At 68.1% G+C, this 25,860-nt stretch carries 23 protein-coding genes and 1 riboswitch; of the genes, 11 read left to right on the top strand and 12 right to left on the bottom strand.

Annotation, left to right across the window (positions count from 1 at the left end; translation table 11 throughout):
* Positions 1–35: 35 nt before the first annotated feature.
* The 5 genes from FZ033_RS06205 (at position 36) to FZ033_RS06225 (ending at position 4,979) form a co-directional block, all read left to right on the top strand.
* Positions 36–617 (top strand): D-sedoheptulose-7-phosphate isomerase, encoded by a 582-nt coding sequence (locus FZ033_RS06205; RefSeq protein WP_149575273.1) that lies wholly within the window; start codon positions 36–38, stop codon positions 615–617.
* Positions 599–1,816, top strand: a complete 1,218-nt coding sequence (locus FZ033_RS06210) for an HAD-IIIA family hydrolase (protein WP_149575274.1) — start codon at positions 599–601, stop codon at positions 1,814–1,816. Before FZ033_RS06205 ends, FZ033_RS06210 begins: the two co-directional genes overlap by 19 nt.
* 9 nt (positions 1,817–1,825) lie before the next feature.
* A complete protein-coding gene (locus FZ033_RS06215; RefSeq protein ID WP_149575275.1) occupies positions 1,826–2,821 on the top strand; it encodes a GHMP family kinase ATP-binding protein in 996 nt (331 codons plus the stop codon).
* A gap of 125 nt (positions 2,822–2,946) precedes the next feature.
* Positions 2,947–3,771 carry a condensation domain-containing protein gene (locus FZ033_RS06220; RefSeq protein ID WP_149575276.1) on the top strand — a complete coding sequence of 275 codons (825 nt, stop codon included), beginning with the start codon at positions 2,947–2,949 and terminating at the stop codon, positions 3,769–3,771.
* Entirely contained in the window at positions 3,768–4,979 is a 1,212-nt protein-coding gene (locus FZ033_RS06225) for an MFS transporter (protein WP_149575277.1), read from the top strand. Before FZ033_RS06220 ends, FZ033_RS06225 begins: the two co-directional genes overlap by 4 nt.
* Positions 4,980–5,086: 107 nt before the next feature.
* Here FZ033_RS06225 and FZ033_RS06230 read toward each other — a convergent pair whose 3' ends face one another.
* From FZ033_RS06230 to FZ033_RS06260, 7 genes are all read right to left on the bottom strand, one after another.
* Positions 5,087–6,517 carry a DUF1254 domain-containing protein gene (locus FZ033_RS06230; protein WP_149575278.1) on the bottom strand — a complete coding sequence of 477 codons (1,431 nt, stop codon included), beginning with the start codon at positions 6,515–6,517 and terminating at the stop codon, positions 5,087–5,089.
* 150 nt (positions 6,518–6,667) lie between these two features.
* A complete protein-coding gene (locus tag FZ033_RS06235; protein WP_149575279.1) occupies positions 6,668–8,896 on the bottom strand; it encodes a TonB-dependent receptor in 2,229 nt (742 codons plus the stop codon).
* Positions 8,897–9,029: 133 nt separating this feature from the next.
* Positions 9,030–9,413, bottom strand: coding sequence for a DUF2946 domain-containing protein (locus tag FZ033_RS06240; RefSeq protein WP_149575280.1), 384 nt, complete (start codon positions 9,411–9,413; stop codon positions 9,030–9,032).
* A gap of 352 nt (positions 9,414–9,765) precedes the next feature.
* Positions 9,766–10,443, bottom strand: a complete 678-nt coding sequence (locus FZ033_RS06245; protein ID WP_149575281.1) for an energy-coupling factor ABC transporter permease — start codon at positions 10,441–10,443, stop codon at positions 9,766–9,768.
* Between the two features lie 36 nt (positions 10,444–10,479).
* A riboswitch (cobalamin riboswitch) is annotated at positions 10,480–10,707 on the bottom strand.
* An 81-nt stretch (positions 10,708–10,788) separates the two neighbouring features.
* Entirely contained in the window at positions 10,789–12,468 is a 1,680-nt protein-coding gene (locus FZ033_RS06250; protein WP_232847350.1) for a copper resistance CopC/CopD family protein, read from the bottom strand.
* Between the two features lie 75 nt (positions 12,469–12,543).
* On the bottom strand, positions 12,544–13,101 hold the full coding sequence (locus FZ033_RS06255; protein ID WP_149575282.1) for a copper chaperone PCu(A)C: 558 nt from the start codon (positions 13,099–13,101) through the stop codon (positions 12,544–12,546).
* A 90-nt stretch (positions 13,102–13,191) separates the two neighbouring features.
* A complete protein-coding gene (locus FZ033_RS06260) occupies positions 13,192–13,587 on the bottom strand; it encodes a hypothetical protein (RefSeq protein WP_149575283.1) in 396 nt (131 codons plus the stop codon).
* Between the two features lie 486 nt (positions 13,588–14,073).
* Between FZ033_RS06260 and FZ033_RS06265 the strand changes: the two genes are divergently transcribed.
* Together FZ033_RS06265 and FZ033_RS06270 are read left to right on the top strand one after the other, a co-directional pair.
* Positions 14,074–14,583 carry a copper chaperone PCu(A)C gene (locus tag FZ033_RS06265; protein WP_149575284.1) on the top strand — a complete coding sequence of 170 codons (510 nt, stop codon included), beginning with the start codon at positions 14,074–14,076 and terminating at the stop codon, positions 14,581–14,583.
* A gap of 163 nt (positions 14,584–14,746) precedes the next feature.
* The gene (locus tag FZ033_RS06270; RefSeq protein ID WP_188079339.1) at positions 14,747–15,157 is read left to right on the top strand and encodes a DUF983 domain-containing protein; all 411 of its coding nucleotides are present in this window, start codon (positions 14,747–14,749) and stop codon (positions 15,155–15,157) included.
* Positions 15,158–15,276: 119 nt separating this feature from the next.
* Here FZ033_RS06270 and FZ033_RS06275 read toward each other — a convergent pair whose 3' ends face one another.
* The 4 genes from FZ033_RS06275 to dapF all read right to left on the bottom strand — a co-directional run bounded on the left by FZ033_RS06275 (position 15,277) and on the right by dapF (position 20,908).
* Complete coding sequence (locus FZ033_RS06275; RefSeq protein WP_149575286.1) at positions 15,277–16,659, bottom strand: aminotransferase-like domain-containing protein; 1,383 nt, start codon at positions 16,657–16,659, stop codon at positions 15,277–15,279.
* A 111-nt stretch (positions 16,660–16,770) separates the two neighbouring features.
* Positions 16,771–18,711, bottom strand: coding sequence for a signal recognition particle-docking protein FtsY (gene ftsY, locus FZ033_RS24255; protein WP_232847351.1), 1,941 nt, complete (start codon positions 18,709–18,711; stop codon positions 16,771–16,773).
* A 26-nt stretch (positions 18,712–18,737) separates the two neighbouring features.
* Positions 18,738–20,051, bottom strand: a complete 1,314-nt coding sequence (mtaB, locus tag FZ033_RS06285; protein WP_188079340.1) for a tRNA (N(6)-L-threonylcarbamoyladenosine(37)-C(2))-methylthiotransferase MtaB — start codon at positions 20,049–20,051, stop codon at positions 18,738–18,740.
* Positions 20,051–20,908: a diaminopimelate epimerase gene (gene dapF, locus FZ033_RS06290; RefSeq protein WP_149575287.1), complete on the bottom strand. Its 858-nt coding sequence runs from the start codon at positions 20,906–20,908 to the stop codon at positions 20,051–20,053. The genes mtaB and dapF overlap by 1 nt, the downstream gene beginning before the upstream one ends.
* 338 nt (positions 20,909–21,246) lie before the next feature.
* Here dapF and FZ033_RS06295 point away from each other — a divergent pair, with 338 nt between their 5' ends.
* The 4 genes from FZ033_RS06295 (at position 21,247) to FZ033_RS06310 (ending at position 24,840) form a co-directional block, all read left to right on the top strand.
* Positions 21,247–21,858, top strand: a complete 612-nt coding sequence (locus FZ033_RS06295; RefSeq protein ID WP_188079341.1) for a GyrI-like domain-containing protein — start codon at positions 21,247–21,249, stop codon at positions 21,856–21,858.
* A gap of 180 nt (positions 21,859–22,038) precedes the next feature.
* Positions 22,039–23,631: a DUF3300 domain-containing protein gene (locus tag FZ033_RS06300; protein ID WP_149575289.1), complete on the top strand. Its 1,593-nt coding sequence runs from the start codon at positions 22,039–22,041 to the stop codon at positions 23,629–23,631.
* A 207-nt stretch (positions 23,632–23,838) separates the two neighbouring features.
* Positions 23,839–24,369, top strand: coding sequence for an RNA 2',3'-cyclic phosphodiesterase (gene thpR / locus FZ033_RS06305; protein WP_149575290.1), 531 nt, complete (start codon positions 23,839–23,841; stop codon positions 24,367–24,369).
* A 45-nt stretch (positions 24,370–24,414) separates the two neighbouring features.
* Positions 24,415–24,840, top strand: a complete 426-nt coding sequence (locus FZ033_RS06310) for a YkvA family protein (RefSeq protein ID WP_149575291.1) — start codon at positions 24,415–24,417, stop codon at positions 24,838–24,840.
* 32 nt (positions 24,841–24,872) lie between these two features.
* Here FZ033_RS06310 and FZ033_RS06315 read toward each other — a convergent pair whose 3' ends face one another.
* Complete coding sequence (locus tag FZ033_RS06315) at positions 24,873–25,853, bottom strand: NADPH:quinone oxidoreductase family protein (RefSeq protein WP_149575292.1); 981 nt, start codon at positions 25,851–25,853, stop codon at positions 24,873–24,875.
* Positions 25,854–25,860 lie beyond the last annotated feature (7 nt).

The raw sequence follows: 25,860 nt of genomic DNA on the forward strand, positions 1-25,860 counted from the left end.
ATTGAAACGGCGCCAATTCAGCGCAGAGGGAATCCATGACACAAAGGGATCATATCCTCAGCTATCTGGCCGAGATAGCGCGCCTCATTGAAGGGCTCGGGGCGCTCGCGCCGCAAATCGAGGCGGCCGCAGACATGTGGGTCGAGGCCTTGTCGGCCGGGAACAAAGTGATTTTCTGCGGCAATGGTGGATCGGCGGCCGACGCTCAGCATCTGGCGGCCGAATTGATGGGGCGGTTCCTGATCGACCGCAATCCGTTGGCGGCGCTTTCCCTGACCGTGGACACATCCGCCTTGACCGCGATCGGCAACGATTACGGCTTTGACAAGGTTTTTTCCCGCCAGTTGCGTGGCCTCGCGAAAGCGGGCGACGTGCTCTTCGGCATGTCGACCAGCGGCAATAGCGGCAATGTGGTTGACGCCTTCCTGACGGCGCGCGAGCTTGGCGTCAAGACGATCGGCCTCACCGGCCAGAGCGGCGGCAGGATGGCCGCGCTGAGCGATCTTCTGATTGCTGCGCCCCACGACAAAACCAATCATATCCAGGAAGCGCATATTGCGATTGGTCACCTGATTTGCGCTCTGACCGAGGCGGCGCTGTGCTCTCCCAGGCCGTAATTCTTTGCGGGGGGCTCGGCACACGGCTCGGCGAGCTGACGGCGACAACGCCCAAGCCGCTCCTGCCGGTGGCGGGCGCGCCTTTTCTCGACATCCTCATCCAGGAGGCGGCGCGCTTCGGCTTCACCGACATACTGCTGCTCGCCGGACGTTTCGGCGAGCAGATCGCCGGGCGCTATAACGGCCGCGACATGTATGGGGCGCGTGTGCGGGTCCTCATCGAGCCGGCGCCGCTCGGAACAGGGGGCGCGCTGCGCTTCGCGGCCGCGGAGCTTGCGTCCGCCTTTCTGCTGATGAACGGCGATTCCTGGATCGAGGCCGATCTGACCCGTTTCGCCGCTGCCTGGGCGGGGAACGGTGGGGCGCTCGCCGCCCAGATGCTTCTGCAACGGGTTCCCGACGCTGGCCGTTTCGGCGCAGTTGAAAGCTCGGGCGGCCGGGTGTTGGCTTTTCGGGAAAAGGACGCCGCGTCATCGGGCCGCCCCGGCCTGATCAACGCCGGAGTTTATGTCGTGAGCCGCGAGATCGTCGCGGGGATCTCGGCGGACAAGACGCCTTCGCTGGAAACCGACATCCTGCCGCCGCTGGTCGCGGCGGGCCGGGTCGGCGCCGTCGAGGCCGTCGAGGGGAGCTATTTCGTCGATATCGGCGTGCCTGAAAGCTATGCTCGCGCCCAGACGGAGCTGCCGGCCGTGCGGACCCGTCCCGCGCTTTTCCTCGATCGCGACGGAACGCTGAACGAGGACATGGGCTATACCTCGAGAATTGAGGACCTTCACTGGACGCCCGAGGCCCGCGAGGCGATCGCTCTGGCCAATGGGGCGGGCTATTATGTCTTCGTGGTGACCAACCAGGCCGGCGTCGCGCGCGGATTGTACCCCGAATCCGCGATCCTTGAGTTCCATCGCGCCATGCAGGCCGATCTTTTCGCCATCGGCGCGCATATCGACGCGATCGAATGGTGCCCGCACCACATCGAGGGCACGGTTGAGCGCTACGCAAAGGCCTGCCCGCGTCGCAAGCCGGGCGGCGGCATGCTGGCCGATCTGATCGCCGCCTGGCCGGTCGATGTCAGCCGCAGCCTGCTGATTGGTGATTCGCCTCATGACGTCGCCGCGGCCGAGGCGGTTGGCGTCCGCGGCCTGCGCTACGAGGGCGGGTCGCTTCTGGAATTACTGCGTCAAGAGATTGAAAGTTAGGATAATTTCATGTGGGTCAGCAGAACGCCCTTGCGGGCGAGTTTCCTGGGCGGCGGAACGGATTATCCCTCTTATTTCCGGGACCAGCCGGGCGCAGTGCTCGGCGGCACGATCGACAAACATATCTATATCCAGGCCCTGCCGCTCGCGCCCTTTTCCGAGCAGAAGTTTCGCGTCACCTATCGCGCGACGGAAAGCGTCAACCGGGTCGAGGACATCAGGCATCCGGTCATTCGGGAATGCCTGAAGCTTTATGAATGGACAGAGCCTCTCAATATCGCGACCATGTCCGACCTGCCCGGCGGCACCGGGCTTGGCAGCTCCTCGGCTTTCACGGTCGGCTTCATCAACCTGCTGAACCGGATGCTCGGGATCGAACTAACGCGTTATGAGCTCGCTCGGCAAGCGATTCGCATGGAGCAGGACATCCTGCACGAAAATGTCGGGGTTCAGGATCAGGTCCACGCCGCCTTCGGCGGTCTCGCGCGCTATGAGTTTTCCGGCGATTCGATCTCAATCCAGCCGCTGCGGCTCACGACGACGCGGCACAATCGCCTCAACGCCTCGCTTCTGCTGGTCTATACCGGCGCGGCGCGCAGCGCGTCGGCTGCGGTCGCCGCGCAGGAGAGTCGCACGAAGTCCGGCGCAAACCAGGCCTATCTCCGCGAAATGTACGAAATGACCGCCGTCGGCGCCAGGGTTCTGGAAGAGGAGGGCGACGACCGCGCGGCGATCGTGCGATTCGCCGAACTGCTCGACCACGGCTGGAAGCTGAAACGCCAACTCGGCGAAACGGTGAGCAATTCGGCCATTGACGAACTTTATCTGGCCGGGAAGGCGCTTGGCGCGTGGGGTGGCAAGCTCCTCGGCGCCGGGGGCGGGGGCTTCGTGTTGTTTCTCGCCGACGCCGGTCTGCACTCCTTGTTCGCCGAGCGGTTCGGCAAGCCGAACATCATTCCGGTCGCGATGACCAACGGCGGCTCGACCGTGTCCTGGATCTCCTGACGATGGTAAGTCGGGCGCGGCCCGCCGGTAAGAACGTCAGTAGGCAATAGGTTACGCTGCCGTCCTCTGCGCTCAAACCGGGACCGTGATCGATTTATGCCGGAAGTGCCATCTGGCACCATCTGGTGACCGATGGCCTCTCCTGGGGCGCGGTGGTGACGGACCTGCAGCGCGCCTATCTGGGCCAGCCGCTGGCGCCGGCGGGCGGCACGTACAAGGCGTGGGTGGAAGGCCTCATAAGCTACGCCGCGACCCCCGAGGCGGAGGCGCAATTCCCCTACTGGCTCGAGCAGCAGGGCCCGACCTTCACCCCCGACAGCGACCAGCCCGGCGCCCGGCAGCGGGACATCGTCACCTTCCAGAGCGTGATGCTGGAGGAGACGCCGTATAACCCTTACGAGCGTGTCGCCGCCGCCCTGGTGGAAGCCTCTGGCCAGGATCGCCTGATGCTGCATGTGGTGGGCCACGGGCGCGAGGCCGTGGTGGAGGGGGTGGACCCCACCCGCATCTGCGGCTGGTTCACCACCCACACGCCCATCGTGCTGTCGGGCGGCCTCACGGACGTGGCCGGGCAGCTGCACGCCATGCCCCGGCACGGCATCGCCCATGGCGCGCTGCGCGCCTATCATCCGCGTGGGGCGGAGCTGGCGGTGCAGGACCAGGTGAAGATCCTGTACAATTTCTTCGGCGAGACCTGGGATGCCAGTTTCCACGGCGCGATGTTCGAGAAGCCGGAAGACGAGCTTTTGTACCTGAAGAACCACGCCTTCGCCGACAACCCGGCGGACTTCTGGCTGTATCTCGTCGCCGTCATCCATGAGGGCAAGCTGCTGGTGCGGTTTCAGTACTCGTCCGTCAACTACAGGGAAGAGACGATCCGCGGCCTTGCCGACCGGATGCGGGAAAGCCTGAAAGCGCGCCTCCACGACCCGGTCGCCGCGCCGGCATGATCGCGCTCTATCTGCTGATCCTGGTGGATTCCATCAGCGCGACCGTCATCATCCCGCTGCTCGGCCCGCTGCTGATTGATCCGGCGACGCTGGTGTTCCTGCCGGATGCGTCGTTGCCGCTGCGCAATTTCGTCAGCGGGCTGCTGGTGGCGACCTACGTCTTCCTGATGCTGTACATGGCGCCGGTGCTGGGGCGGCTGTCGGACCAGTGGGGCCGGCGGCCGGTGCTGCTGTTGTGCGGGGCCGGCGTGCTGCTCGGCAATCTTCTGGCCGGACTCGCCATCGACCTGCACCTGCTGCCTCTGCTGTTCCTCGGCCGGCTCATCGGCGGCGCCACCGCCGCCGCCCAGCCCACGGCGCAGGCGGCACTGGTGGATACGGGCAGCAACAAGGCCCGGCTGCTGAGCTACAGCATGCTGTTCTCCTCACTCGGCTTCGTGCTCGGCCCCGTGGTGGCGTCCAGTCTGTCCACCATCTCCTTCTCCGCGCCGCTGCACCTGTGCACGGCGCTGACGCTCATCGCCCTCTTGCTGCTGTGGACCGGCTACCGGGAGGAGGACAAGCCCGGGCGCAAGGTCGACTGGTCCACCATCTCCCTCTTTGAAGGCGTGCGCTGTTTCCGGGAGGCGGCGGGCGACAAGACGGTGCGCGGCATCCTCGGCGGCTTCCTGCTGATGCAGGTGGCGTGGGGCAGCTTCTTCGTCTTCGTCTCGGTCTATCTGATGGCCGCGCCCGGCCTGCAGCTGAGCCTGCACCAGGTGGGCGCCTTCATGTCCATCATGGGGATCGGGTTCTGCATCTCCAACGGACTGGTGCAGCCGGCCCTGTCCGAGCGCTTCGGGATGCGCAGCCTCGCCGTGGCCGGGCTCGCCCTGAATGCGGCGAGCATGGTGCTGTGCCTTCTGCTGGGTTCGGCCTATCAGGCCTATGCGGCGGCGCTCATCGCCGGCATCACGGTCAACATCGCCTACCCCTCCATCGTCACCATGCTGTCGGATCGCGTGCCGGCGGAGCGGCAGGGCTGGATCCTGGGCATGGTCGGATCGGCGGCGGCCATGGGGTGGGGGATTTCGTCGGTGATCTCGGGCGCCCTGGGCGGGCTGGGCCAGGCCCTGCCGGTGGTGCTAGCGGCGGCGCTGATGGCGTCCGCCGCTCTGGCCATGACCGTGGCGGGCTCCGGCAGGACGACCGCCGACGCACCGGATTGAGATCAAAGGCCCTCGCGCTTGACGCGCGGGCTTTTGATCAAGCCCGAGCATCCGTCGAGGGGCGAAATCGGCAAGCCTCAATCGCCCCTCGTGCTGCACCTCGGTGCTTAACCCACCTTGGTGACCGCCGGGATCACCCATGACCCGTCGAGGATGGAAGGCTTCTTCTCGTCCGGCCAATAGAGGCGGAGCATGAGGAGGAACTTGCCCTTGGGCGCCGGCAGCCAGTTCGCCTCCTTGTCCGCGCCCGGGGACTCATTCTGGATGTAGATGACCAGGGAGCCGTCCTTCTCCAGCTTCGGATTGGTGCGAACGCTCATGGAGTAGCGGTTGATGGGATTGGCGACGAAGAAATAATCCTCGTCATACATGGTCAACGACCAGAATCCCTTCACCGGGGGCAGTTGCCCCTTGGCAAAGCGCATCACATACCTGTTCGAGCCCTCGTAGGACCCTCCGGCCGCCGGCTTCAGCGACGTGGGATAGACCGCGTCCTGCGGGCGGTTGGCGCCAAGACCGATGGCGGTAATGAGCGCGCGCTGGATGTAGTTGGTGCCGTAGAGGCCGGTCTTCGTCGAGAAGCCCCAGCCATTGATGAGCTGGATGTCGCCATCGCTGAACTTGAAGTGCATCATGATGCGATCGAACGAGACCTGCGGCAGCCGCTTTTCCCACCGGGCGTCGATTGCCTTGCCGTCGAAGCTCTTGCCCGGCACGAGCCCGATCTTCGCGAAGCGCTCAAGGGCGGGGGCATCCTTCGGCGCCGGAGGATTCTGCTTCATCAGCTCTGCGAGCAACGTAAAATACTCGGTGGCAGTGAGCTTGTTCACCTGCTCGCGGACCGCCGTCTTCATGTCGATGGCGGGGTCCACCTTGCCCTCGGGCGGTGTCCAGTCCTTGCCGGCGCTGAGCGGATAAAGCTTGAACTGGTCCTGCAGCGCATGCACCGCAGCGTAGTCCTCGGGCGTGCCGGAGCAGTAGATGCGCCCCAGCAGCCACACCAGGCTGGTCGGTGACTTGAGCTGCTTCATCCCCGCCGGTACCGGCCCGCTCCAGTTCGGCCCGGAGATCAGGTAGGTCTGCGGCCCGGTCCCGGTGGTGCGCTTTCCGGGAACCTCGAACACGTCGGTCCATCCGCTGAGCAGGGGCAGAAGGAAATAGCGGTCCTTCATGTCGGGGACGCTCAGCACCCAGGGCTCGGCGCCCACATCGAAGAAGGACGTGGTGTAGAGCGTATCTGCATTCGGCGCGGTCACGTCGCGGAACGTGGCATCCGGGTAGGAGCGCAGCTTGATGAGCTGCCCCATGGGCGCCCGGGTGCCTTCCGGCTTTGCGACATTGGTGAAGACCCGCCGGGTCATCTCCATCGTGACCAGGGGATAGCCGTAAACATAGGCGTCGGAGGCGATCTTGAAGTCCTCGACGCCCTCGACGAGGTCCGAGACGAGCCCGTCCCAGGCCAAGGCGGCCGAAGGCACCCCCACCGAAGCCAATAGTCCCAGCCCGCCGAATGCCGCTTCACGCCGCGTCAATTTCATGGCCGCCTCCCTTTCATTCAACACACCCGTCGGAATGCGCAGAAAAAGAGACTGAACCAAGGCCGCCGGGACCCGTTCTCACATGGACGTAGCGGCACCTTCCCATGCGCATGGCGAGGCGCCGCCCGACCGCTTGTCACCTTCGATCCTTCAGAACTTCACCGTGACCCGGGTGTTGAAGGAGCGGCCCATACCGGCCACCGGGTAGCCCCACGCAGCCGACGATCCCATCATGCTGGCCACCTGGTAGTTCACCAGGTTCGCCCCGCCCAGCGGCAGGTCATAATTGGTGTCGAAGATGTTATCGACGCCGAAATCCACCTTCACCATGTCCAGCTCGTAGCTGGTGCGGAAGTTGAGCAGGGCATAGGCCGAGGTCTCAAGCTCGTTGCGCACCTGGCTCACCAGCGTCTTCGACGACACCAGCTGGAGCTCGAGGCTGGAAGACCAGTGGCCGAGGCTATGGTCGATGGCCACGACGCCGTTCAGCGGCATCATGTGGTAGAGATTGACGCCATCGGTCCTCTGGCCCTGCACGAAGTTCAGGCTGCCGCGAAACGCGCCCTTGCCGTAGGTTGCGTCGTCCCACAGCGCCAGCTTGCCGTCGATGTTGACGCCGTAGAGCCAGGCGTCGTGGTTGGCGAACTGCAGATAGACGAAATTGTTGGTGGTGGTCAGGTTGCCGGGCAGGTTGGGGCAGGTGGACAGGGCGCAGCGGTCGGCGTCGATATAGTCCAGCACATAGCTGTAATAGGGCGAGACCCGCAGCTCCCACACCTTCTTCGCCGGGTCGTGCCAGGTGGCGGTGAAGCTCACCGTGTGCGCCGCCTCCGGCACCAGATCCAGATTGCCCACATAGCCGTTGCCGTCGCCGAACCAGCCGATCATGCTCATGGCCATAGCGTTGGTGGACCAGGCGTAGCGCTCGTAGAAGTTCGGCGAGCGCGTCTTGCGGGCAAGGCCCAGCTCGTAGAGGCTGGACTCATTGGCCTCGTAGCGCAGGATCGCGGAGGCATCCACATTGAAATCGGTGCGGGCATGGTCCTGCGCATTGAAGAGCGCGGCGTTCTGCCCGTACATCATTTCGTTGTAGCCCTGTACGTCTCCGGTATTCATCCAGACGATGTCGTTGCGCAGGCCGAACACCGCGGTCCACTTGTCATCGATGTGGCGCTCCCACTCGCCGAAGGTGCCGAGGCGGAGCCGCTGGCCGTTGTTGATGGTGATGAAGGTGTCCGGCCCCATCATCATGGAGCCCTCCACCGGGGGCCACCAGTCGTCGAGGTTGTTGTAGTAGAGCTCGTTGCCGAGGCGGATGACATCGTGGGCCGACACCCCGAACGTCCCCTTCACGGCATAGCCGAGATCAGTGCTGCGCGTCTCCATGGGCATGTCGCCGCTCTTGTCCGGCTCGATGAAGCCCATAGTGTGCCGCACGCGATTGGCGAACACGGTCGCCTCCAGCTTGCCCCAGTCGAACAGCCCCTCGTAGCGGGCATTGCCGAAGATGCTCTTGTTCTCCACCAGGTCCATGTACTGGTTGACGTAACCCTCCGAGGGAATGAACTGCCCGCCGATCTGGAAAGTGAACAGCTGGTCCTGCAACTTCTTCGAGACGCTCAGGGCATGGTTCTGCGTCTCATACATGGTGGACTTGATGGTGGTGCCATCGCCCGCCGTATAGTCGCTCGCCCGCGCCCAGCCACCGGTGTAGGTGACGCTGGTGTCCTCGTTGGACACGGTGACGTTGGCATCGACGCCATAGCCGTCGCCGTTGCTGCGGTAGAAGCCGGAGACGCTGCCGTGGGTGGTCAGCGCCTGCCCGGGCGTGAACTGTGCCGGGGCGACGGACACATCCACCTTCGCGCCCGTGTAGTCGCCGCCGACGCTCACCGGCGCGGTCCCCATGTAGACCCGCGCGCCGGCGATCATCGCCGGGTTGACGAAGGACAGGGGCGGATTCATCTCGTTCGGGCAGGCGAGGCCGAACAGCATGCCGTTGATGGAGACCTGCACCCGGTCCGCCCCCATGCCGTTGACGGCCGGCAGGCTCGACACGCCGCCGGCGCCCCAGGCCGCGCCACCCGGAATCCGGCTGATGAGCGAACCCGAATCGCTGGTCGAGAGGGTCGCGCCCTGGGCCTGTGCGCCCGATATGGTCGCGGTGTCGGCCGGGGTGAACGGACCGTCGGATGCGCCTCCCGCCGTGGTGGACGGGGTGTCGGAGCGGACCACCACGGTGGGCAGTTCCACCGCGCTCTGCGCACGCGCGCCGGAGGTCAGGAGCGGCGCCATGCACAGGATGGCAAGCGAGGGCCGCACCAGCGCGCTTGTCAGATGCAAGGCGCGACGCAGGGTGTTTCGGGATTGAATCGGCATGGGACGGTCCAGGCTGCCGACGGCAGGACGTGCGCTGCGCCGGCTGCGACGAGCCGCACGCGCGCAAACGTCTTCCGACGTCTCGGCGATAAAGGAGGGTGTTGGTGGTACGCGCGGCGGGCGCGCGGCGGTCCTAGGCCTGGGCCGGCGGCGCGCGGGGCTGGAACGGGAGGGCGACGGACTGGCCCTGAAGCGAACTGCGCAGGATCGCCTGGAAGTGCAGTTCGATGGCAACGCGATCGATCACCGCCGTCATCACCGGCGGCGGCAGAACCGCCACATCGGTGCGGGACAGGCAGAGCGGGCAGTGGACGATGGATTTCGCGGCGCCGCCGTCATCCGATTGCGCGTCCGACGACGCGTCGGAGTGGCAGAACGCCGTGATGGCATCAGCGCCGGCAAGCGAGACCGAGGCCATCAGGGCGCTGGTCAGGACGATCTGGAAGACAAGGGCATAGGCCGCCGCGAACGCAGCGATCCAGCCGATCCCCCATGCCTGTCTGCGCCGCCTGATCATCAGATCCCTTCCCCCACGGGAAGGTCTAACATGCCACCTGCCAAAAGGAAACGCCGCGAACCGCGACCGATGGGCCGCCGGCGGCGAAGATCTCGAGGATGGCACCAGACGTTCGGGAGGCCGGACGGTTCAACAGCGCCCGGCTGTTCTGGCGAAGGTCGGCCGGTCGAGCGCGGCGACGGCTGGAGCATCTTCAATACACGCAAGTTTACGGGAAATGATCTTCCCGCTTCGAGCATGGCGCTTCTCCACGCGATCTGCGCGGCCGAGCAGCATTCGGGCGGCGGTCCGTGCCAAAAAAGGAACGGCGGCACCCTAGGGGATGCCGCCGCCTCATGGGATGGAAAGCCGATCAGGCGGCGTTGAAGAGCCGGCGCTCGAACAGCGGGCTGCCCTTCAGGCCACTAAGCGCCTTGGCCGCCGCGAGCACGGCGAGATCCACCAGCGGCTCGACGATGATGACCAGCAGGTAGGCGCCGCCGAAGGAGCCGATGGAGGCGGCATTCTCGGCAGTGAAGCCCTGGCCGTAGAAGGCCCAGAACGCCACCCAGGCGACGATGCCGGCCTGGTAGGTGGTGGAGAGCGCGAGAGCCTGGCGATACTTCAGGTCCACATAGGGCGTGTTCGGCGCGATGACCTTGGGCGCCAGCGCCGTCAGCGCGAACAGCGGAACCAGCAGGGTGGTCACGTTCATGCCGAACTGCGGCAGGTCGAAGGGCGCGAAGAACAGGCCCTGGACCAGCAGGCCGAGGGCAAGGCCGAAGGCGGCGGGCGCAGCCCCCAGAATGAGGAACAGGGTGGAGCCCAGGATGAGGTGCACTTCGGAGACACCCACCGGATAATGCGGCAGCACCTCGAAGAAGGAGAAGACGAGGGCGGTGGCCACGGCGCTGCGCGTCAGCAGGGACACGGCGCCGCGCTCGCGCACGGCCTCGAAGGCGAGCTTCAGCGTGTAGCCGCCGGCACCGGCGGCCGTCACATAGCTCAGCCAGATCTTTCCGCTGTCCACAAGGCCAGGTTCGATATGCATTGAAAGCTCCATTGCCGTCTCACCCGACGGCGTGAGGGTGAACACATGCCCATGGTCGGTCTCCTGACTTGCGGGTCGTCGCAACCATCCGCCTTCCCAGACCCGCCTCGAAAGGCATGGGTCCAGTGGCATCGTGGAAGGCCACTCGCCGCTCACAGTCGCGGGGGCGGTCGGGGCTTCGGGCGGTCAGGCCCTTCCCCATTCCCAGATCCATCGGAGCGCGTCGCCGTACGCCGATGGAAAACCATGTGCAGGTGCAGCAGCGGATAATCGGCGGTTCCTGTCAAGCCTGATCGCCGAGAAACGCCCACTACGCAGGCGTTCCAAAGGCCTGCCCTTGAGGGTTCAGGGGCGGATCTCGATCTCGCCGCTCAGCGCGCTGGGCGCGCCATCCGGGCCGAGGATCTCGATGCCGACGGACCAGCGGCCGCCTTGGGGAAGGGTGATGTCATCGACGCGCCAGGTGCCGTCTCCCGGCTTCGTCGCCGGGCGCCGGATCGGCCCGATGCCGGCCGCGGGATTGGACAGGATGAGCGTCACCCCCTTGGCGTCGAGCGGGCCGAACTCCCCCGTCAGGACGACGATGGAGGCGCTGACCGGACCGGCACGGCCCGGCGCGATGGACAGGTCCGCCATGGCCGCGCCCGTGTGGATATGCACCGAGGCCGGCTCCGCCGCGATCACCGCCAGCACGCGGGGCGGCGGCGTGAAGCGCCACACCGCCGCCACCGCGAAGATCGCGAAAATGAGGACGATCTCGGCGCGGATGGACCGGCGCAGGCGCGCGATCGCCGTCGCCTCTCCCCGCTCGGCAGGGGCCGTCAGCCTGACCCGGTTGACGACCGCCAGGGCGAACAGCGGAACGAGCAAACCCGCCTTCACCAGCAGCACCGCGCCATAAGCTGTGGTCCAGAGCGCATCGAGGCTGCCCAGTTGGATGACCGCCAGCATCAGGCCCGCCGCGACCAGGGGCAGCACCGCGAACGGCGCAAGGACCGAGAAGCAACGCAGGGCCGCTGCCGCATCGGGCGATCGCGACGCGAACGCGGCGCCCAGGGGAATGAGCGCCCCGGCCCAGACCGCGATCCCCACGGCGTGCAGGAACACGGCCGGCCGGGTCAACCCTTGCGGGTGCGCTGCGCTGGCATGGCCGCTGGCGGCGAGCGCGCATCCCGCCAGGAGCAGCGCGGCGAGAGACAGGAGCTTGCCCGCGATACCCTTCAGCCCGAAGGCGCCCAGCCCCAAGGCGAGAGCCAGCAGCGCCAGTTGCGCGGTCACACCGTAGCTGGTCGAGAAGCCCGCCCGCCATACCACCGGCTCGGGCAGGTTTCGCAGTGTCGCGCCGAGGGCATCGAGCCCCTGGACCCCGACCGAGAGCGGCACGGCCACAAGGCCGGCGACGATCACCCCTGCGCCGAGGCGCGTCGCCAATCGCGACGGGGCGCCGATCCAGTTGGCGAAGAAGGCCCCGCCAACACCCACGAACAGCCCGGCATAGAGGGTGAACCTCGCGAGCCAGATGGCCATGCGCACCGGCCAGTCGATGACATCCACGGCGGCGGCGGAGACGCCGGGGCTGGGCGCTCCGATGGAGAAGACCACCGCGCCGCCCACCGGATGGCCATCGTCCGAGACCACGCGCCACGCCAGCACATGGGTGCCGTTCGGCAGGCCTGCGGGCGCCTCCACATCGAGCGTCGCGCCCCACTGCACGAAGCGGTCGAGGGTGACGGCCGCGCCATCCGGCCCGACGAGACGCAGCACCAGCGGGGATATGGGCTCGCTGAAGGTGAGCACGAAAGCCCGGGGTTCGCGCGCCACCATGGCGCCGTCGGCGGGCTCGGAGTGGACCAGCGAGGCATGGGCCAGCGCGTCGCCGGCGAAAGCCAGTGCGCCGACCATAATCAGCAAGGCTTGCAGGAGGCGCCGCACGCCCGCCGCGACAGCGGCCTTCCCGCCGGCAGCAGGGCGCGCGACGGAATGAACGGTGAACTGCCGCGGCAGGCAGCGGATGGTTGCCACCATGGCGGCAACCACACCCGTCAGCACCGCTCGCTTGCTGCGAGAGGGGCGCATGTGCATCGACTGATGCACCTTTTCTTACTTGGCCGAATGGGAATGATCGTGGCCGCTGCCCTCGGCGGCGATGGCGTCCACATTGTATTTCACCGCGACTTTGCCGGCCTTCTCGAAGGTCAGGGTCCCGTCGATCACCGCCCCCTGCTTCAGCGGCTGCTTCAAGCCGAAGAACATGATGTGGTACGAGCCGGGCTTCAGCGCCACGCTGCCGCCGGCGGGGATGACGAGGCCGTCCGACAGGGGACGCATGGTCATGACACCATCCTTCACGGCCATCTCGTGGATCTCCACGCGCTCGGCCACATCGGAGGCCGCCGACACCAGGCGATCCGGCGCGGAGCCGGTGTTCTTCAAGGTCAGATAGCCGGCACCCACCGTGGCGCCGCCCGGCGTCGCCCGGGACCACGGGTGGTCGATCTCGATGGCTCCGGCCTTGAATTCGTGCGCCAGCAGCGTCTGCACCGACAGCACCAGGACGAAGGCGGCGAAGACCAAGGCCGCAAGGATTTCTTCCGCAAAGGGACGATAGGGCGCGCGGGTATTGGCGCTGCCCTTGAGAAGGCGCGTGAGGCTGGACATGGCAAAGCTCCATTGACGAAGCCGCATCCCGGGACCGGGAGCGGAAACACGGACGGGAAACGGATCGAAGACCCTGCCGGGGCAGGACGTTCAGACCGTGCCGGGAGGAGCCCTGGGAAGACCGGGTGAAGCGCCGTGCGCCGATCGCCGGACCGCGCGGGGCGAGGCGGAGGCCGTGTCGGCCACCACCAGCACCGGGTGCCGGACAAGGTTCCAGGCGGCCGGCGGCGGGGCAGCGCCGGGCCCGAACATGGAGCAGCCGAGCACGCAGCAAGACAGGCTCTGGTGGGGCGGGAGCGCGCCATTGTCCGGTGGCACCATTGCCCCATGGGCGGACGGACCGCACATGGCCGTGGCGATCGGATCGAGGCCGAACGATGCCGCATGGGCGCCGCCGGCGATCCCCGTGACCAGCACCTGCAGGACGAGCAGATAGGCCGCAGCGACTGCGGTCCAGGCTCTCCAGGCGGGATGGGGGATGGTCACGAAGCCATGGCCTTTATCGAGAAACGCGGCACGTCACCCTGCCGCCCATGCTGCACCTTGTAGAGGCCGCGCGTCGCATCTTGCGATGCGTCCCGCGGCCACACAAGGTGTCCACCGACGCGAGGCGATCGGCGCCATTAAACACAAAAATGTACAGTTAATTCAATCAATAACACATGATCACAGTTTTATAAATTGAATCACTATATTATATCGACTAAATCGCAAGAGCGCTGCATGCGCGCCCAAGCGGACCATCCCGTCGCAGCTCTGCTGCGGGGCAGCGGAAACTGCGCGCGTGCTCCGTGCGCGCCATGGGTTGCCGATCTCCGTCAGTTCGGGCTGCTTGGGAAGACGGATCCCGGCGCGTCATGGGGCGATCCGAGGGGTGGCTCCGGCCGCCCACCCAATTCTCGCCCAAACGCGCGTGCCAGCTTGAACCTGCCCCGCCGGGAAGCCTGCGGCGGCCAATCTCAGGAGTTTTCCATGTCCACGAGCTTTCCGTCCCGGCGTGGCGTCCTGGCTGCGGCGGCCTTGGCTGCCGGCGCGCTGATCCTGACCGCCCAGGCGCCCATGGCGCATGAGTTCAAGGCAGGCTCCATCGAGGTCGACCATCCCTGGTCCCGCGCCACGCCCGGCGGCGCATCCGTCGCGGCCGGCTACCTGACGCTCAAGAACACGGGCACGGCGCCGGACCGGCTGGTCTCAGTCACCGCCCCCTTCGCCGGCAAGGTGGAACTCCACGAGATGGCGGTGAAGGATGGGGTGATGACCATGCGGCCCCTGCCGGACGGCGTCGCCATCCCCGCCGGCGGCACCGTGGCCCTGAAGCCCGGCTCGTACCACATCATGTTCCTCAACCTGAAGGAGCCCCTGAAGGAAGGCGCCAAGGTGGACGGCACGCTGACCTTCGAGAAGGCCGGCACCGTCGCGGTCCAGTTCCAGGTGGAGAGTGTCGGCGCGTCCGAAAGCGGGCATTCCCACAAGAGCCATTGAGCTTGAAGGCGAATCCCGGACCACTACGCTGGTCCGGGGCCCGCCGTCGTGAGCGAGCAAGGGCGCAGCCAAACGCATTCCAGATATGCACGCATACAATATTGTTATTGTATGCGTGACGCAGTATCGTCCATCCAACCTCATGGACGAAACGAGCCCTGTCATGTCCGCCGAGCACTGGCCCCCGCTCTCCCCGCTTCAGACCGGCCTTCATGGCCGCTGCCCCCGCTGCGGCCAGGGGCATCTGTTCAACGGCTTCCTCACCCTGCGCCCCTCCTGCGAGGCGTGCGGCCTGGATTATGGCTTTGCCGACCCCGCGGACGGCCCGGCGTTTTTCGTGATGATGTTCGTCTGCATCCCGGCGGTGATCTTCGGCCTGTGGCTGGAAATGGCCTATGAGCCGCCCATGTGGGTGCATTTCGTCACCACCCTGCCGCTCATTCTTTTGAGCTGCATCCCGCCCCTGCGGCCGCTGAAGGGATGGCTCGTGGCCTCCCAGTTCTTCTACAAGGCAGAGGAAGGCCAACGCGTGACGACGCAGGACGAAGCCGCCACGCCCCGGCCGCTGCCCTGAGCCCCTAGAGCAATTTTCGCTCGCCCTGGCTCGCGCTAATCGCTCTAGAGCCTTGTATCAACGCGCTTTCTTCACGCGAACCGGTATCCACTTCGCTCGAAAACGCTCTAGGCAGAGCCTCAGACCACCCCGTCCTGATAGCGTTCGTGCAGGGTGCTCATGATGGCGGCAAGTTTCTCCAGCGCCGCCTTGAGCCTTGCCCGGTCCGGAACGCCACCGATGGAGATGCGCACCGCGTCCGGCGCGCGGGCCTCGACGCTGAAGGCGTCCGATGCCGTGACCCCCAGCCCCTCGCGCCGCGCCGCCTCCACCAGGCGATAGCGGTCCCAATGCGCCGGCAGGGGTTGCCACAGGTGCAATCCGTTGCGGTGCGACCGGGCCGAGGGAAACAGGTGCCGGGCCATCTCCTGCCGGGCGGCGGCCTCCTCGCGCACGCCCTTGAGCAGATGGGCCGCCTCGCCGCTGCGGATCCAGTCCGTCGCCAGAGCCGTCATCAGAGGGGCCGGCATCAGCACATGGGCCCTCAGGGCGCCGACCAATGCATCCGGTGCGGTGCCGTCCGGCACCACCACGAAGGCCGTGCGCAGGCCGGGCGTGAGCACCTTCGACAGGGTGGAGACGTAATAAATGCGCTCCGGCGCCAGCGTGGCGATGGGCGGCGGCGCCTCCGGCGCCAGCAGGGCGTAGGGGTCGTCCTCGATGATCGTGAGATCGAGCGCCGACGCCACGCGGGCGAGCGCGATCCGCCGCGCCGGGGAAAGGGTCACCGCGGTGGGGTTCTGGATGGTGGGGGTGAGGCAGAACACCCGCGCCCCATGGCTCCGCGCCGCCTGTTCGAGACCATCCGGCAGCGGCCCGTCCGCGTCCGCGGGCACGGCAACGGGGCGCACCTGCCAATGTCGCGCCGCCGCCAGCAGGCCGGGATAGGCGAGCGGCTCCGTGAGGATAACGCCCTCGCGGCCGACCAGGCTTCCGATCAGGGCCGACAGCGCCGACTGCGCGCCGGGGGCCACCACCAGCCGCTGCGGATCCACCGGGCCCAGCAGCGGTTCGAGCCACGCGGCGGCGGCCATCCGGTCCGCCAGGGAGCCGGCGCCCACATGATAGCTCATGAGCAGGTTGGAATCGGCGCGCGCCAGCACTGAGCTGATGCCCCGCTGCATGAGGTCCGCCAGCCGTATCCCCTTGGGGGCCGGCGGAATGTTCATGCTGAGGTCGAGCAACGGCCCGCCCGGCTCCCTTCGGACCGCGATGAAAGAGCCGCGCCCCGTCACCGCATCGATCAGGTTGCGCCGCCGTGCCTCGGCATAGGCGCGGGTGACGGTGGTCAGGTCCACGCCCAATTGGTCGGCCAGCTTGCGCTGCGGCGGCAGGCGGTCGCCGGGACGCAGCCGGCCGGCGGCGACGGCCTCGGCGACCAGATCCACGATCTGCAGGTAGCGCAGCCCGCCTGCCGGATCGAGCGGGCGGATCCACGGCGCCGTCCTGTCTCCCCCCGCCATGGCAGCCCCCGCGAGCCATACAATCTCAGATATTGTACGCAAACATTAGCCGCTGCGCCCCAGGTAGGGCAATGCCGTTCCGGGCGAGGTCAACGCCCGGAACGGCCGCCCTCAGTTCAGCCCGGCGATGGCGCGGGCGAAGTCCCGGGCGGCGAAGGGCTGGAGGTCCTCGGCCGCCTCGCCCACGCCGATCAGGTGCACCGGCAGCTTGTGCTTGGCGGCGATGGCCACCAGGATGCCGCCCCGCGCGGTGCCGTCGAGCTTGGTCATGACCAGCCCGGTCACCCCGGCGATGCGGGTGAAGGCCTCCACCTGCGACAGCGCGTTCTGGCCCACCGTGGCGTCGAGCACCAGCAGCACCGCGTGGGGCGCCGAGGGCTCCAGCTTCTTGATGACGCGCACCACCTTCTCCAGTTCCGCCATCAGCTCGGTGCGGTTCTGGAGGCGACCGGCGGTGTCCACCATGAGGATGTCGGCCCCGGTCGCGCGCGCCTCCACCACCGCCTCATGGGCCACGCCGGCGGCATCCGAGCCCTGCTCGCGGGCGATGACGGTGGCCCCGGAGCGGGCACCCCACACCTTGAGCTGCTCGATGGCGGCGGCACGGAAGGTGTCGCCGGCGGCGAGCACCACCTTTTTGCCCTCGGTGCGCCACTGGGCGGCGAGCTTGCCGATGGTGGTGGTCTTGCCGGAACCGTTCACCCCCACCATCAGCACCACGAAGGGCTTGTGCGCCGTGTCCACCACCAGCGGCTGCGCCACGGGAATGAGGATGCGCTCCACCTCCTCCGCGATGAGGCGCTTCACCTCCTCGGGCGAGATCATCTTGTCGTGCCGGCCCTTGCCCACGGTTTCCACGATGCGCATGGAGGTCTCCACGCCGAGGTCCGCGCGGATGAGCACGTCCTCCAACTCTTCCAGCGTATCGGCATCGAGCTTGCGCTTGGAGACAAGGTCGGTGATGCCCTGACCGAGATTGGATGCGGTACGGGCGAGGCCCTCGGCGAGACGGCTCCAAAAGCCCTTCTTCGCCGGCTGCGGCTCGCTCCCCACCGGAGCCGGCGCGACGGCGAAAGACTCGGCGGCCGGGAGGACGGCTTCCGTCGCCTCCACGGGGGGCAGATCGACAGGCAGGGGTCCGGCAACCGGCGGAGTCTCCAGAAGGGCTTGCGCATCCGGCGTGGGCGGCAGCGGCTCGGCTTCGAGTACAACCGCAGGCGCTTCAGACTGAGCCACGAAGGCGGGAGCGCCTGCGATCGCCGCGGCCTCGGCCGGAAGCTGCTGCGGCACATCGGCCGGCGCAGGCTCGACGGTGGCAGGCGGGGCCTCGGGCGTGGACTCGGGCTCGGCCGCAAAAATGGGGGCTTCGAGAACAGGCGCTTGTTCGGGCGGCGCTGCAAAGGCAGGCGTGCCGGTTTCCACGCTCTCGGATGCGATGGCCTGCGAAGCTTCAGCGTCCGGCGCCTTGGGCTCCGGCTCGACCACAGGAACCGGAACCGGTTCGGGCGTCGATTCAGCCACGACTGGAGTGGCAAGCACTTCGACGGGCGGGACCGGGAAGGCGGGCGCACCGCCGGCCTCGATGCCATCCGCCGGAACCGGCGGAGCGACTTCGACGGCAATCCGCGCCTCCACCAGGGGCTCCAAGGTGGGGACCGTCGGCTGTTCGATCGGCGCGCCGAAGGCGGGGCCGGCTGTGGGAGCCACGGCTTCCGCCGGGACCTCCTCCACCAGGACCTTGGGCAGCACCTCGGCCACCGGCGCGGGCACCGCTTCGGGGACGGCTTCGGCCGCAGGGGCAGGCGGCACATCGGCGGGGGCAAACGGGGCGGAGGCGGGCGTCGGGGAAGCAGGCTCGCCGGCCGCTGCGGGAGCATCGCCCGACGGTACGGGAGCGGCCTCGCGTGCCTCTTCAGCCGGCGCGCCAGCCTCCTGCGGGGTGTCGTGGGTGAAGCGCGGGACGGGGTCCTCGAAGCCGGACTTCAGCCAGCCCCACAAGCCGCGCTTCTTCTTCTGCGCGTCGGCGGGGGAATTCCGGTCGTTGTCGCTCATGGCTCAGGCCGTTCCTTGAAGAGGGGTCACGCCGCGATGAGGCGCGCGCCGTCATGTCCGGCGATGCGCAGCGCCGTGAGGCTGCCGCGCTCGGCCGGCCATGTCAGCCGCACCGGGGTAAAATGTTCCGTATGGCCGCGTCCGCCGGCCTCCACCAGCACCTGCCGGCGCCGGCCCACCTCGCCCGAGAGATGGCGGCGCAGCAGCTCGGCGGCGGTCTCGCGCAGCCGGCGCGCGCGCTCCGCCACCACGCCGGCGGGAAGCTGCGGCATGCGGGCGGCGGCGGTGCCGGGCCGCGCCGAGAACGGGAAGACGTGGACGAAGGCAAGGCCAGCCTCGTCGAGGAAGGCGCGGGTGGCGCGGGCCTGTTCCTCGGTCTCGGTGGGAAAACCGGCGATGATGTCGGCGCCCAGCACCACGTCCGGCCGTGCCCGGCGCAAGGCGGCGATGAAATCCAGCGCCTGCGCGCGGGAATGCCGCCGCTTCATGCGCTTCAGGATGAGGTCGTCGCCGGCCTGCAGGGAGAGGTGGAGATGCGGCATCAGCCGCTCTTCCTCAGCCAGCGCCCGCATCAGTTCGTCGTCGGCCTCCACCGCGTCGATGGAGGAGAGGCGCAGGCGGGCAAGATCCGGCACGCCGTGAAGCACCGCGCGCACCAGCCGGCCCAGGGTGGGCGCGCTAGGCAGGTCGGCGCCATAGGCGGTGAGGTCCACGCCGGTGAGCACCACCTCGCGGTGGCCGTTCGCCACCAGCCGCCGCACCTGATCCACCACTGCGCCCATGGCCACGCTGCGCGAAGGGCCACGGCCGAAGGGGATGATGCAGAAGGTGCAGCGGTGGTCGCAGCCGTTCTGCACCTCCACGAAAGCGCGGGTGTGCCCCTCGAACCGGTCGGCGAGGTGGGGGGTGGCCGCGCGCACCGCCGAAATGTCCTGCACCCGCACCTTTTCCTCGGCCGCGATGCCGAAATCGAGGGCGGCGCGGGTCGTGGCCCAGGTGGCGGGATGGGTCTTTTCGCCATTGCCCAGCACGAGGTCCACCTCGTCCATGCGGGCGAAGGCGTGCGGGTCGGTCTGCGCGGCGCAGCCGGTGACGATGACGCGCAGGTCCGGGTCCTCCCGCCGCGCCCGGCGGATGGCCTGCCGCGCCTGCCGCACCGCCTCCGCCGTCACGGCGCAGGTGTTGACCACGAGGGTGCGCTCCAGCCCCTCGGCTGTGGCGGCGCGGGCGATGCCGTCACCTTCCAGCGCATTGAGCCGGCAGCCGAAGGAGAGGACGCGCACGGCCGTGCCCGGCGCTGCAGGTTCCATGGAAGATGCCGCCACCGATGAAGCCGCCATCAGGCGGCCTCCTCCAGCATGGCGGGGGAGAGGGTGCCGGAAAACTCGTGCTCCACCGGGCCGGTCATCAGCACGTGGCCGTCGGTCTCGCGCCAGGAAATCTCAAGGTCTCCGCCAGGCAGCGTCACGGTCACGGCGCGCCCGGTACGGCCGGTACGGGCGGCGGCAACGCCGGTGGCGCAGGCGGCGGTGCCGCAGGCGCGGGTGCGCCCGGCGCCGCGCTCCCACACATGCAGCAGGATGCGGTCGGGCGCGGTGAGGCTGGCAAAGGAGATATTGGCGCGCTCGGGAAACAGCGGATGATGCTCCAGCGCGGCGCCAAGCTTCTCGACATCCACCGCATCCGCGTCGGGCACGAAGAAAACGGCGTGGGGATTGCCCATGCTCACGAGGCTGGCCGGCCCCAGCGCCTCGAAGCCGGGGATGATCACCTGCGCCGTATCCCCTACGTCACGGGACAGCGGGATCTCGCGCCAGTTCAAGCGCGGCGCCCCCATGTCCACCTCCACCTGCCCATCCGGGCGCACAAGGCAGTCCAGAAGGCCGGCTTCGCTCTCGAACAGGGCGTGGGGGGCGCCGGTGCGCTCGGCCTCCAGCGCGGCGATGCAGCGGGTGCCGTTGCCGCAGGCGGCGGAGATTGAGCCGTCGGAATTCAGGATGCGCACGAAGGCCGCCGTGCCCTCCCGCCGGGGCGGATAGAGCACCATCGCCTGGTCGAACGGCAGCACGGAGGGACGTGCCAGCGCGCGCGCCGCAGCGGCGGGCACCTCCACGGGATCGGCGCGCAGGTCCAGCACGAGGATCTCGTTGCCGAGGCCGTTCATCTTGACGAAGGGGCGGTTTGCGAGCGGGTTCACGGCGGGTCGAGCCACAAAGCATGGATCGAGCGGGTCACTCGATACAGAAGGTTAGCCAATCCTATCGGGGGACCCACTCGGGTTGAAACTGCCGTCCTATATGGCCCCGATCCGCCGGCGACACCACCCCTCGCGCGCCACGGCCGCAGGAGGGTCGGCTGCAGGCCCCAGCGTCGCCGCAAAGCCGCCGAAGTGCGGCCTCGCCGCCGCCCGAGAACATGCTAGAAACGGTGCTCCACTGCTTCGGCGGGGCGGGAGAAAGATCAATGGCCGGATTGCGTTGGGTCAGCCTCGACAGGATGAGGAGGGCCGCGGCAGGCGCCCTCCTGAGCGCCGTTTTGAGCGCCCTCCCGGCGCTGGCGACCCTGCCCGCCGCGGCGCAGAGCCCGGCCCCCGCCGCCCAGCCCGGCGCCGGCGGAGCATTGACGCCGCCGCCCGTGGTGGACCCCAAGAAGGTGGAGACCACCCCCGTCGCCCCCGCCGGGCGCACCTTCGCGCCGCAGGAGATCACCCTTTCCCCGGTGCCGGTGCTGACGCTCGCGGGCTCGGCCACGTGGGAAGAGGCGTTCGAGAAGCTGGTGGCAAGCGTGAAGCAGGCGGATGCCGAGCTTAAGCGCCTCGGGCTTTCGCGCGCGGGCGACACCTTCATCGTCTACACCTCGAGCGACGACCTGAGCTTTGAATATGAGATCCAGGTGCCCTTCTCCGGCACCACCACGCAAAAGCCGGGCGACGGCATGAAGCTCGGCGGCTCCCATGCGGGCAAGGTACTGAAATTCACCCATACCGGCTCCTTCGCCGACATGGACAACACCTACGAGCAGATCGCCAACTATCTCGACGAGAAGAACGTCGAGCAGAACGACATGTATATCGAGCAGTACCGGACCGACATCGTCACCGGCTCCCCCGAAGCCCTGGAAATCGACATCCTGGTACCGGTTCCGTAACGTTTCTTTGATTGGGGCAATCGCAATTTCGCGCGCCACATCCCCTATGACCGCATAGGTAGCGAAGTGTGCGGCGGTATTCGTCGCAGGCGCTCCGGAACGCATCAAGGGCAAGAACGCCGGGGGCGAGAACCCCCATGGCAGGAGAATTGAATGCCAGCATTATCCGTCAGAACGTGTGTGAAAGGCCGTGCCGGCAACTGGTCCCGTGTCGCCGTGGCGGCGGTGTTCGGCTGGTCGACGGCGGTCTATCCCGTCCTGGCCCAGACCCCGCCAGCTGACCCGCAGGTCCAGCCCGTGCCGCAGGCCCAGCCGGTGCCCCCGGTTCCGCCGGCCCCCGAGGTGCAGCCCGCCCCGGCGGTCGCGCCCGTCCCGCCCCCGCCCGCAGCGGCCCAAGCACCACTTCAAGCACCGCTGCCGGTCGCGCCGACCCAGCCGGCGAACGCCGCACCGATCTATTCGCTCTCGGATCTCGAATATCTCCTCGGCCCGCTGGCGCTCTATCCCGACCCGCTGCTGGCGATCCTGTTCCCGGCCACCCTGTTCCCCGAGCAGATCGTGGACGCGTACAACTGGATCGAGGCCAATCCGCGCCGGGTGCAGGCCCGCAATTTTGCGGCGATCGATGCCAAGAACTGGGACAGCTCGGTCAAGGCGCTGATCCGCTTCCCCGATGTGATCCGCCAGCTCCACGACCATATGGAATGGACCGAATCCCTCGGCCTTGCCTTCTCCACCCAGCCCCAGGACGTGTCCAACACCATCCAGATGCTGCGGGCCAAGGCGCAGAGCGTCGGCAACCTGAAGACCACGCCCCAGCAGGTGGTCACCACCCGCGAGGAGGGCGGCCAGCGCACCATCTACATCCAGCCGGCCAACCCCGAGCGGGTCTATGTGCCGGTCTATGACAGCTCCGACGTGTTCACCACCTTCGCCACCGGTGCCCTGCTGTTCGGCGGTGGCGTGCTGGTGGGCTCGGCGTGGAACAATCGCTGGGGCTGGAACAACCGCGGCTGGAACACCGTGTGGGTGACCCCGCCCGGCTGGCACCAGCCGCCGCACTGGGGTCCGGGATGGGGTGGCGGCGGACGTCCGCCGGCCTGGGGTCCGGGACCGTGGCGTCCCGGCCGCCCGCCGGGCTGGCAGCCCGGCCAGCCCGACCGGCCGGTGGTGGGTCCGGATCGTCCCGGCGGCCCCAACCGCCCCGGTTTCCCGGATCGGCCCGGCTCGGGTCCCAATCGCCCTGGGTTCCCGGATCGGCCCGGTTCAGGTCCCAACCGGCCGGGTGTTCCGGATCGCCCTGGCACGGGTCCCAATCGGCCCGGCCTGCCGGATCGGCCCGGTGCAGGCCCGAACCGGCCCGGTCTTCCGGATCGCCCTGGTGCGGGTCCGAACCGGCCTGATCGTCCCGACCGCCCCGGCGCAGGCCCGAACCGACCTGATCGTCCCGGTGCAGGCACCGATCGCCCGAACCGGCCCGGCGCGGGAACGAACCGCCCCGAGCGGCCCGGTGCGGGGCAGCACCGCCCGAACCAGCGGCCGAATGCGCAGCGGCCCAGCCAGCGGCCGAACGCGGGGCAGAACCGTCCGCAGCAGCGGCCGAACGCCCAGCGGCCGAGCCAGCGGCCGAATGCCGGGCAAAACCGCAGCCGGCCGCAGCAGAGCCGGCCGCAGCAAAATGCCCGGCCGCAGCAGCGCGCACGGCCCCAGCAGAACGCTCGGCCGCAGCAGCAGCGGGCTCGCCCGCAGGGCGGCGGGGAACGGGGGCGCTGATAGGCGCAGCCGTCCCGACGACGAAAAAAGGGTACGCAACGCACCCGATACACAGCGAGAGGCGGCCTCATGGGGCCGCCTCTCTTTTCTTTCCGATGCGAATCTTCTTCACTTGGGGCACCGTCGCTCCACCGGGCGGTCCCGCCCCGGCGCCGGCGCTGTCAGAGCCGACCCGTCGCCACGGGTCGACCGATCGCGGAGGGTTCCATGCCGCGACTGTTCACCGCCATCGAGATCCCCCCCGAGGTCGGGCTCGGCCTGTCGCTGCTGCGCGGCGGGCTTTCGGGGGCGCGCTGGATCGATCCCGAGAACTACCACGTCACCCTGCGCTTCGTGGGCGACGTGGACGACGCCACCGCCCGCGACATCATGCTGATGCTCGGCCAGGTGCGCCGGCCCGCCTTCGACCTGACACTGGACGGCATCGACCAGTTCGGCGGCCACAAGCCGCGCGCGGTGTTCGCGGCAGTGAAGGCCAGCGCGGCCCTCATGGAGCTGCAGGCCGAGCAGGAGCGCATCATGCAGCGCCTCGGCCTCGGCGCGGAACGCAACTTCAAGCCCCACGTCACCCTGGCCCGGCTGCGGGACGCCTCCTCGCGGCAGGTGGCCGATTATCTCGCCATGCGCGGCCCCTATCGCAGCCCCTCGTTCCACGTGCCGCGCTTCGTGCTGTTCTCCTCGCGCGATTCGGTGGGCGGCGGCCCCTATCTGGTGGAAGCGGCCTATCCGCTGCTGTGACGAGGGGGGGCGCGGAGGACTTGCGGGCGGGCGAAGCCTTCCCAAATGTTGGTCATGACCAGCACCATTCTGGGTGACGACGCGTTGGGCACCGACGGCCTTTCCCCCGACGAGCGGGAGAAGCGCGAGCAAGACAAAGGTGCGCGCGACGAAGAACGCGTGCGCCACGGTTTCTGGGCAAAGATCAAGTCCACGGCCGCGCGCATCCCCTTCGCCGAGGATGCCATCGCCAGCTATTATGCGGCCTTCGACCAGCGCACGCCGCTGCGGGTGCGCGCCATGCTGCTGGCGGCGCTCGCCTATTTCGTCCTACCGCTGGATGTGATCCCGGACATTTTCCCCGTCATCGGCTTCACCGACGATGCGGCGGTGCTGATGGCGGTGCTGAAGCTGCTGTCCGGCCATGTGACACCGGAGCATTACGCCGCCGCCCGCGACGCCCTGGCCCGCGTGAAGAACAGGCCGGACTGAGCGGGCGAGACGGCCCCGGCGTTATCGTGGCGTCACCGGCCGGTGGTGAGCACCACCTTGCCCTTGACGCGCCGTCCGGCGATCTCCCCCAGCGCATCGACGCAGCGCTCCAGCGGGAAGGTCTTGTCCACATGGGCGGAGATGCGACCTGTGCGCGCATGCTCCATCAGCTCGGCCACCACGCCGGCGAGCCACGCCGGGTCGCTGCGCGCCACCGTGCCGAAGGCCACGCCACGCGCGTCGCAATTCTTCAACAGCAGCAGGTTGAGCGGAATCTTCGGGATCTCGCCGGCGGCGAATCCCACCACCAGGAAGCGGCCGAGGGAGCCCAGCGCCCGCAGCGCCTGCTCGGCCATGTCGCCGCCCACCGGATCATAGACCACGTCGAGACCCTTCGGCCCTCCGAACGCCTTGAGCGCGCCCTTGAGGTCACCCTGGGCATAGTCGAAGCCCTCGTCGGCGCCATGGGCCTTGGCGAAGGCCACCTTCTCGGCGGACGAGGCGCAGGCGAGGATGCGCGCGCCCATGATGCGCCCGATCTCCACCGCCGCGAGCCCGACCCCGCCCGAGGCGCCGAGCACGGCGAGGCTCTCGCCGGCCTTCAGGTTACCGCGCTCGCGCAGGGCATAGAGCGAGGTGCCATAGGTGACGATGAGGCCGGCGGCCTTCACCAGGTCGAGGTCGTCCGGCACCCGCGCCAGGAACCGGGCCTCAACCACCACCTTTTCCCGCGCGGCGCCGTGGGTGACATAGCCGCACACCCGCTCGCCCACGGCGAAGCCGGTGACGCCCTCGCCCAGCGCGGCCACATGGCCGGCGAACTCGGCACCGGGCGAGAACGGCAGGGTCGGCTTGACCTGGTAGAGATCGCGGATGATCAGCGTGTCGAAGAAATTGAGCCCGATGGCCGAGACCTCGACCACCACCTCCCCCAGCCCCGGCACCGGATCTGGCAGATCCTGGATTTCGAGGGCGTCGGGGGGACCATGGCGCACGCAGATGACCGCTTTCATGGGCTCA

It is taken from the genome of Xanthobacter oligotrophicus (assembly GCF_008364685.1).
Taxonomy (GTDB): Bacteria; Pseudomonadota; Alphaproteobacteria; order Rhizobiales; family Xanthobacteraceae; genus Xanthobacter; species Xanthobacter oligotrophicus.

Coding starts and splice junctions, on each gene's coding strand:
- FZ033_RS06265 (WP_149575284.1), top strand. CDS start 14,074: ATGTCCACGAGCTTTCCGTCCCGGCGTGGCGTCCTGGCTGCGGCGGCC.
- FZ033_RS06230 (WP_149575278.1), bottom strand. CDS start 6,517: ATGAAATTGACGCGGCGTGAAGCGGCATTCGGCGGGCTGGGACTATTG.
- FZ033_RS06275 (WP_149575286.1), bottom strand. CDS start 16,659: ATGGCGGGGGGAGACAGGACGGCGCCGTGGATCCGCCCGCTCGATCCG.
- FZ033_RS06255 (WP_149575282.1), bottom strand. CDS start 13,101: ATGTCCAGCCTCACGCGCCTTCTCAAGGGCAGCGCCAATACCCGCGCG.
- thpR (WP_149575290.1), top strand. CDS start 23,839: ATGCCGCGACTGTTCACCGCCATCGAGATCCCCCCCGAGGTCGGGCTC.
- ftsY (WP_232847351.1), bottom strand. CDS start 18,711: ATGAGCGACAACGACCGGAATTCCCCCGCCGACGCGCAGAAGAAGAAG.
- FZ033_RS06215 (WP_149575275.1), top strand. CDS start 1,826: ATGTGGGTCAGCAGAACGCCCTTGCGGGCGAGTTTCCTGGGCGGCGGA.
- FZ033_RS06245 (WP_149575281.1), bottom strand. CDS start 10,443: ATGCATATCGAACCTGGCCTTGTGGACAGCGGAAAGATCTGGCTGAGC.
- mtaB (WP_188079340.1), bottom strand. CDS start 20,051: ATGGCGGCTTCATCGGTGGCGGCATCTTCCATGGAACCTGCAGCGCCG.
- FZ033_RS06240 (WP_149575280.1), bottom strand. CDS start 9,413: ATGATCAGGCGGCGCAGACAGGCATGGGGGATCGGCTGGATCGCTGCG.
- FZ033_RS06205 (WP_149575273.1), top strand. CDS start 36: ATGACACAAAGGGATCATATCCTCAGCTATCTGGCCGAGATAGCGCGC.
- FZ033_RS06225 (WP_149575277.1), top strand. CDS start 3,768: ATGATCGCGCTCTATCTGCTGATCCTGGTGGATTCCATCAGCGCGACC.
- FZ033_RS06250 (WP_232847350.1), bottom strand. CDS start 12,468: ATGGTGGCAACCATCCGCTGCCTGCCGCGGCAGTTCACCGTTCATTCC.
- FZ033_RS06310 (WP_149575291.1), top strand. CDS start 24,415: ATGTTGGTCATGACCAGCACCATTCTGGGTGACGACGCGTTGGGCACC.
- FZ033_RS06315 (WP_149575292.1), bottom strand. CDS start 25,853: ATGAAAGCGGTCATCTGCGTGCGCCATGGTCCCCCCGACGCCCTCGAA.
- FZ033_RS06270 (WP_188079339.1), top strand. CDS start 14,747: ATGTCCGCCGAGCACTGGCCCCCGCTCTCCCCGCTTCAGACCGGCCTT.
- FZ033_RS06235 (WP_149575279.1), bottom strand. CDS start 8,896: ATGCCGATTCAATCCCGAAACACCCTGCGTCGCGCCTTGCATCTGACA.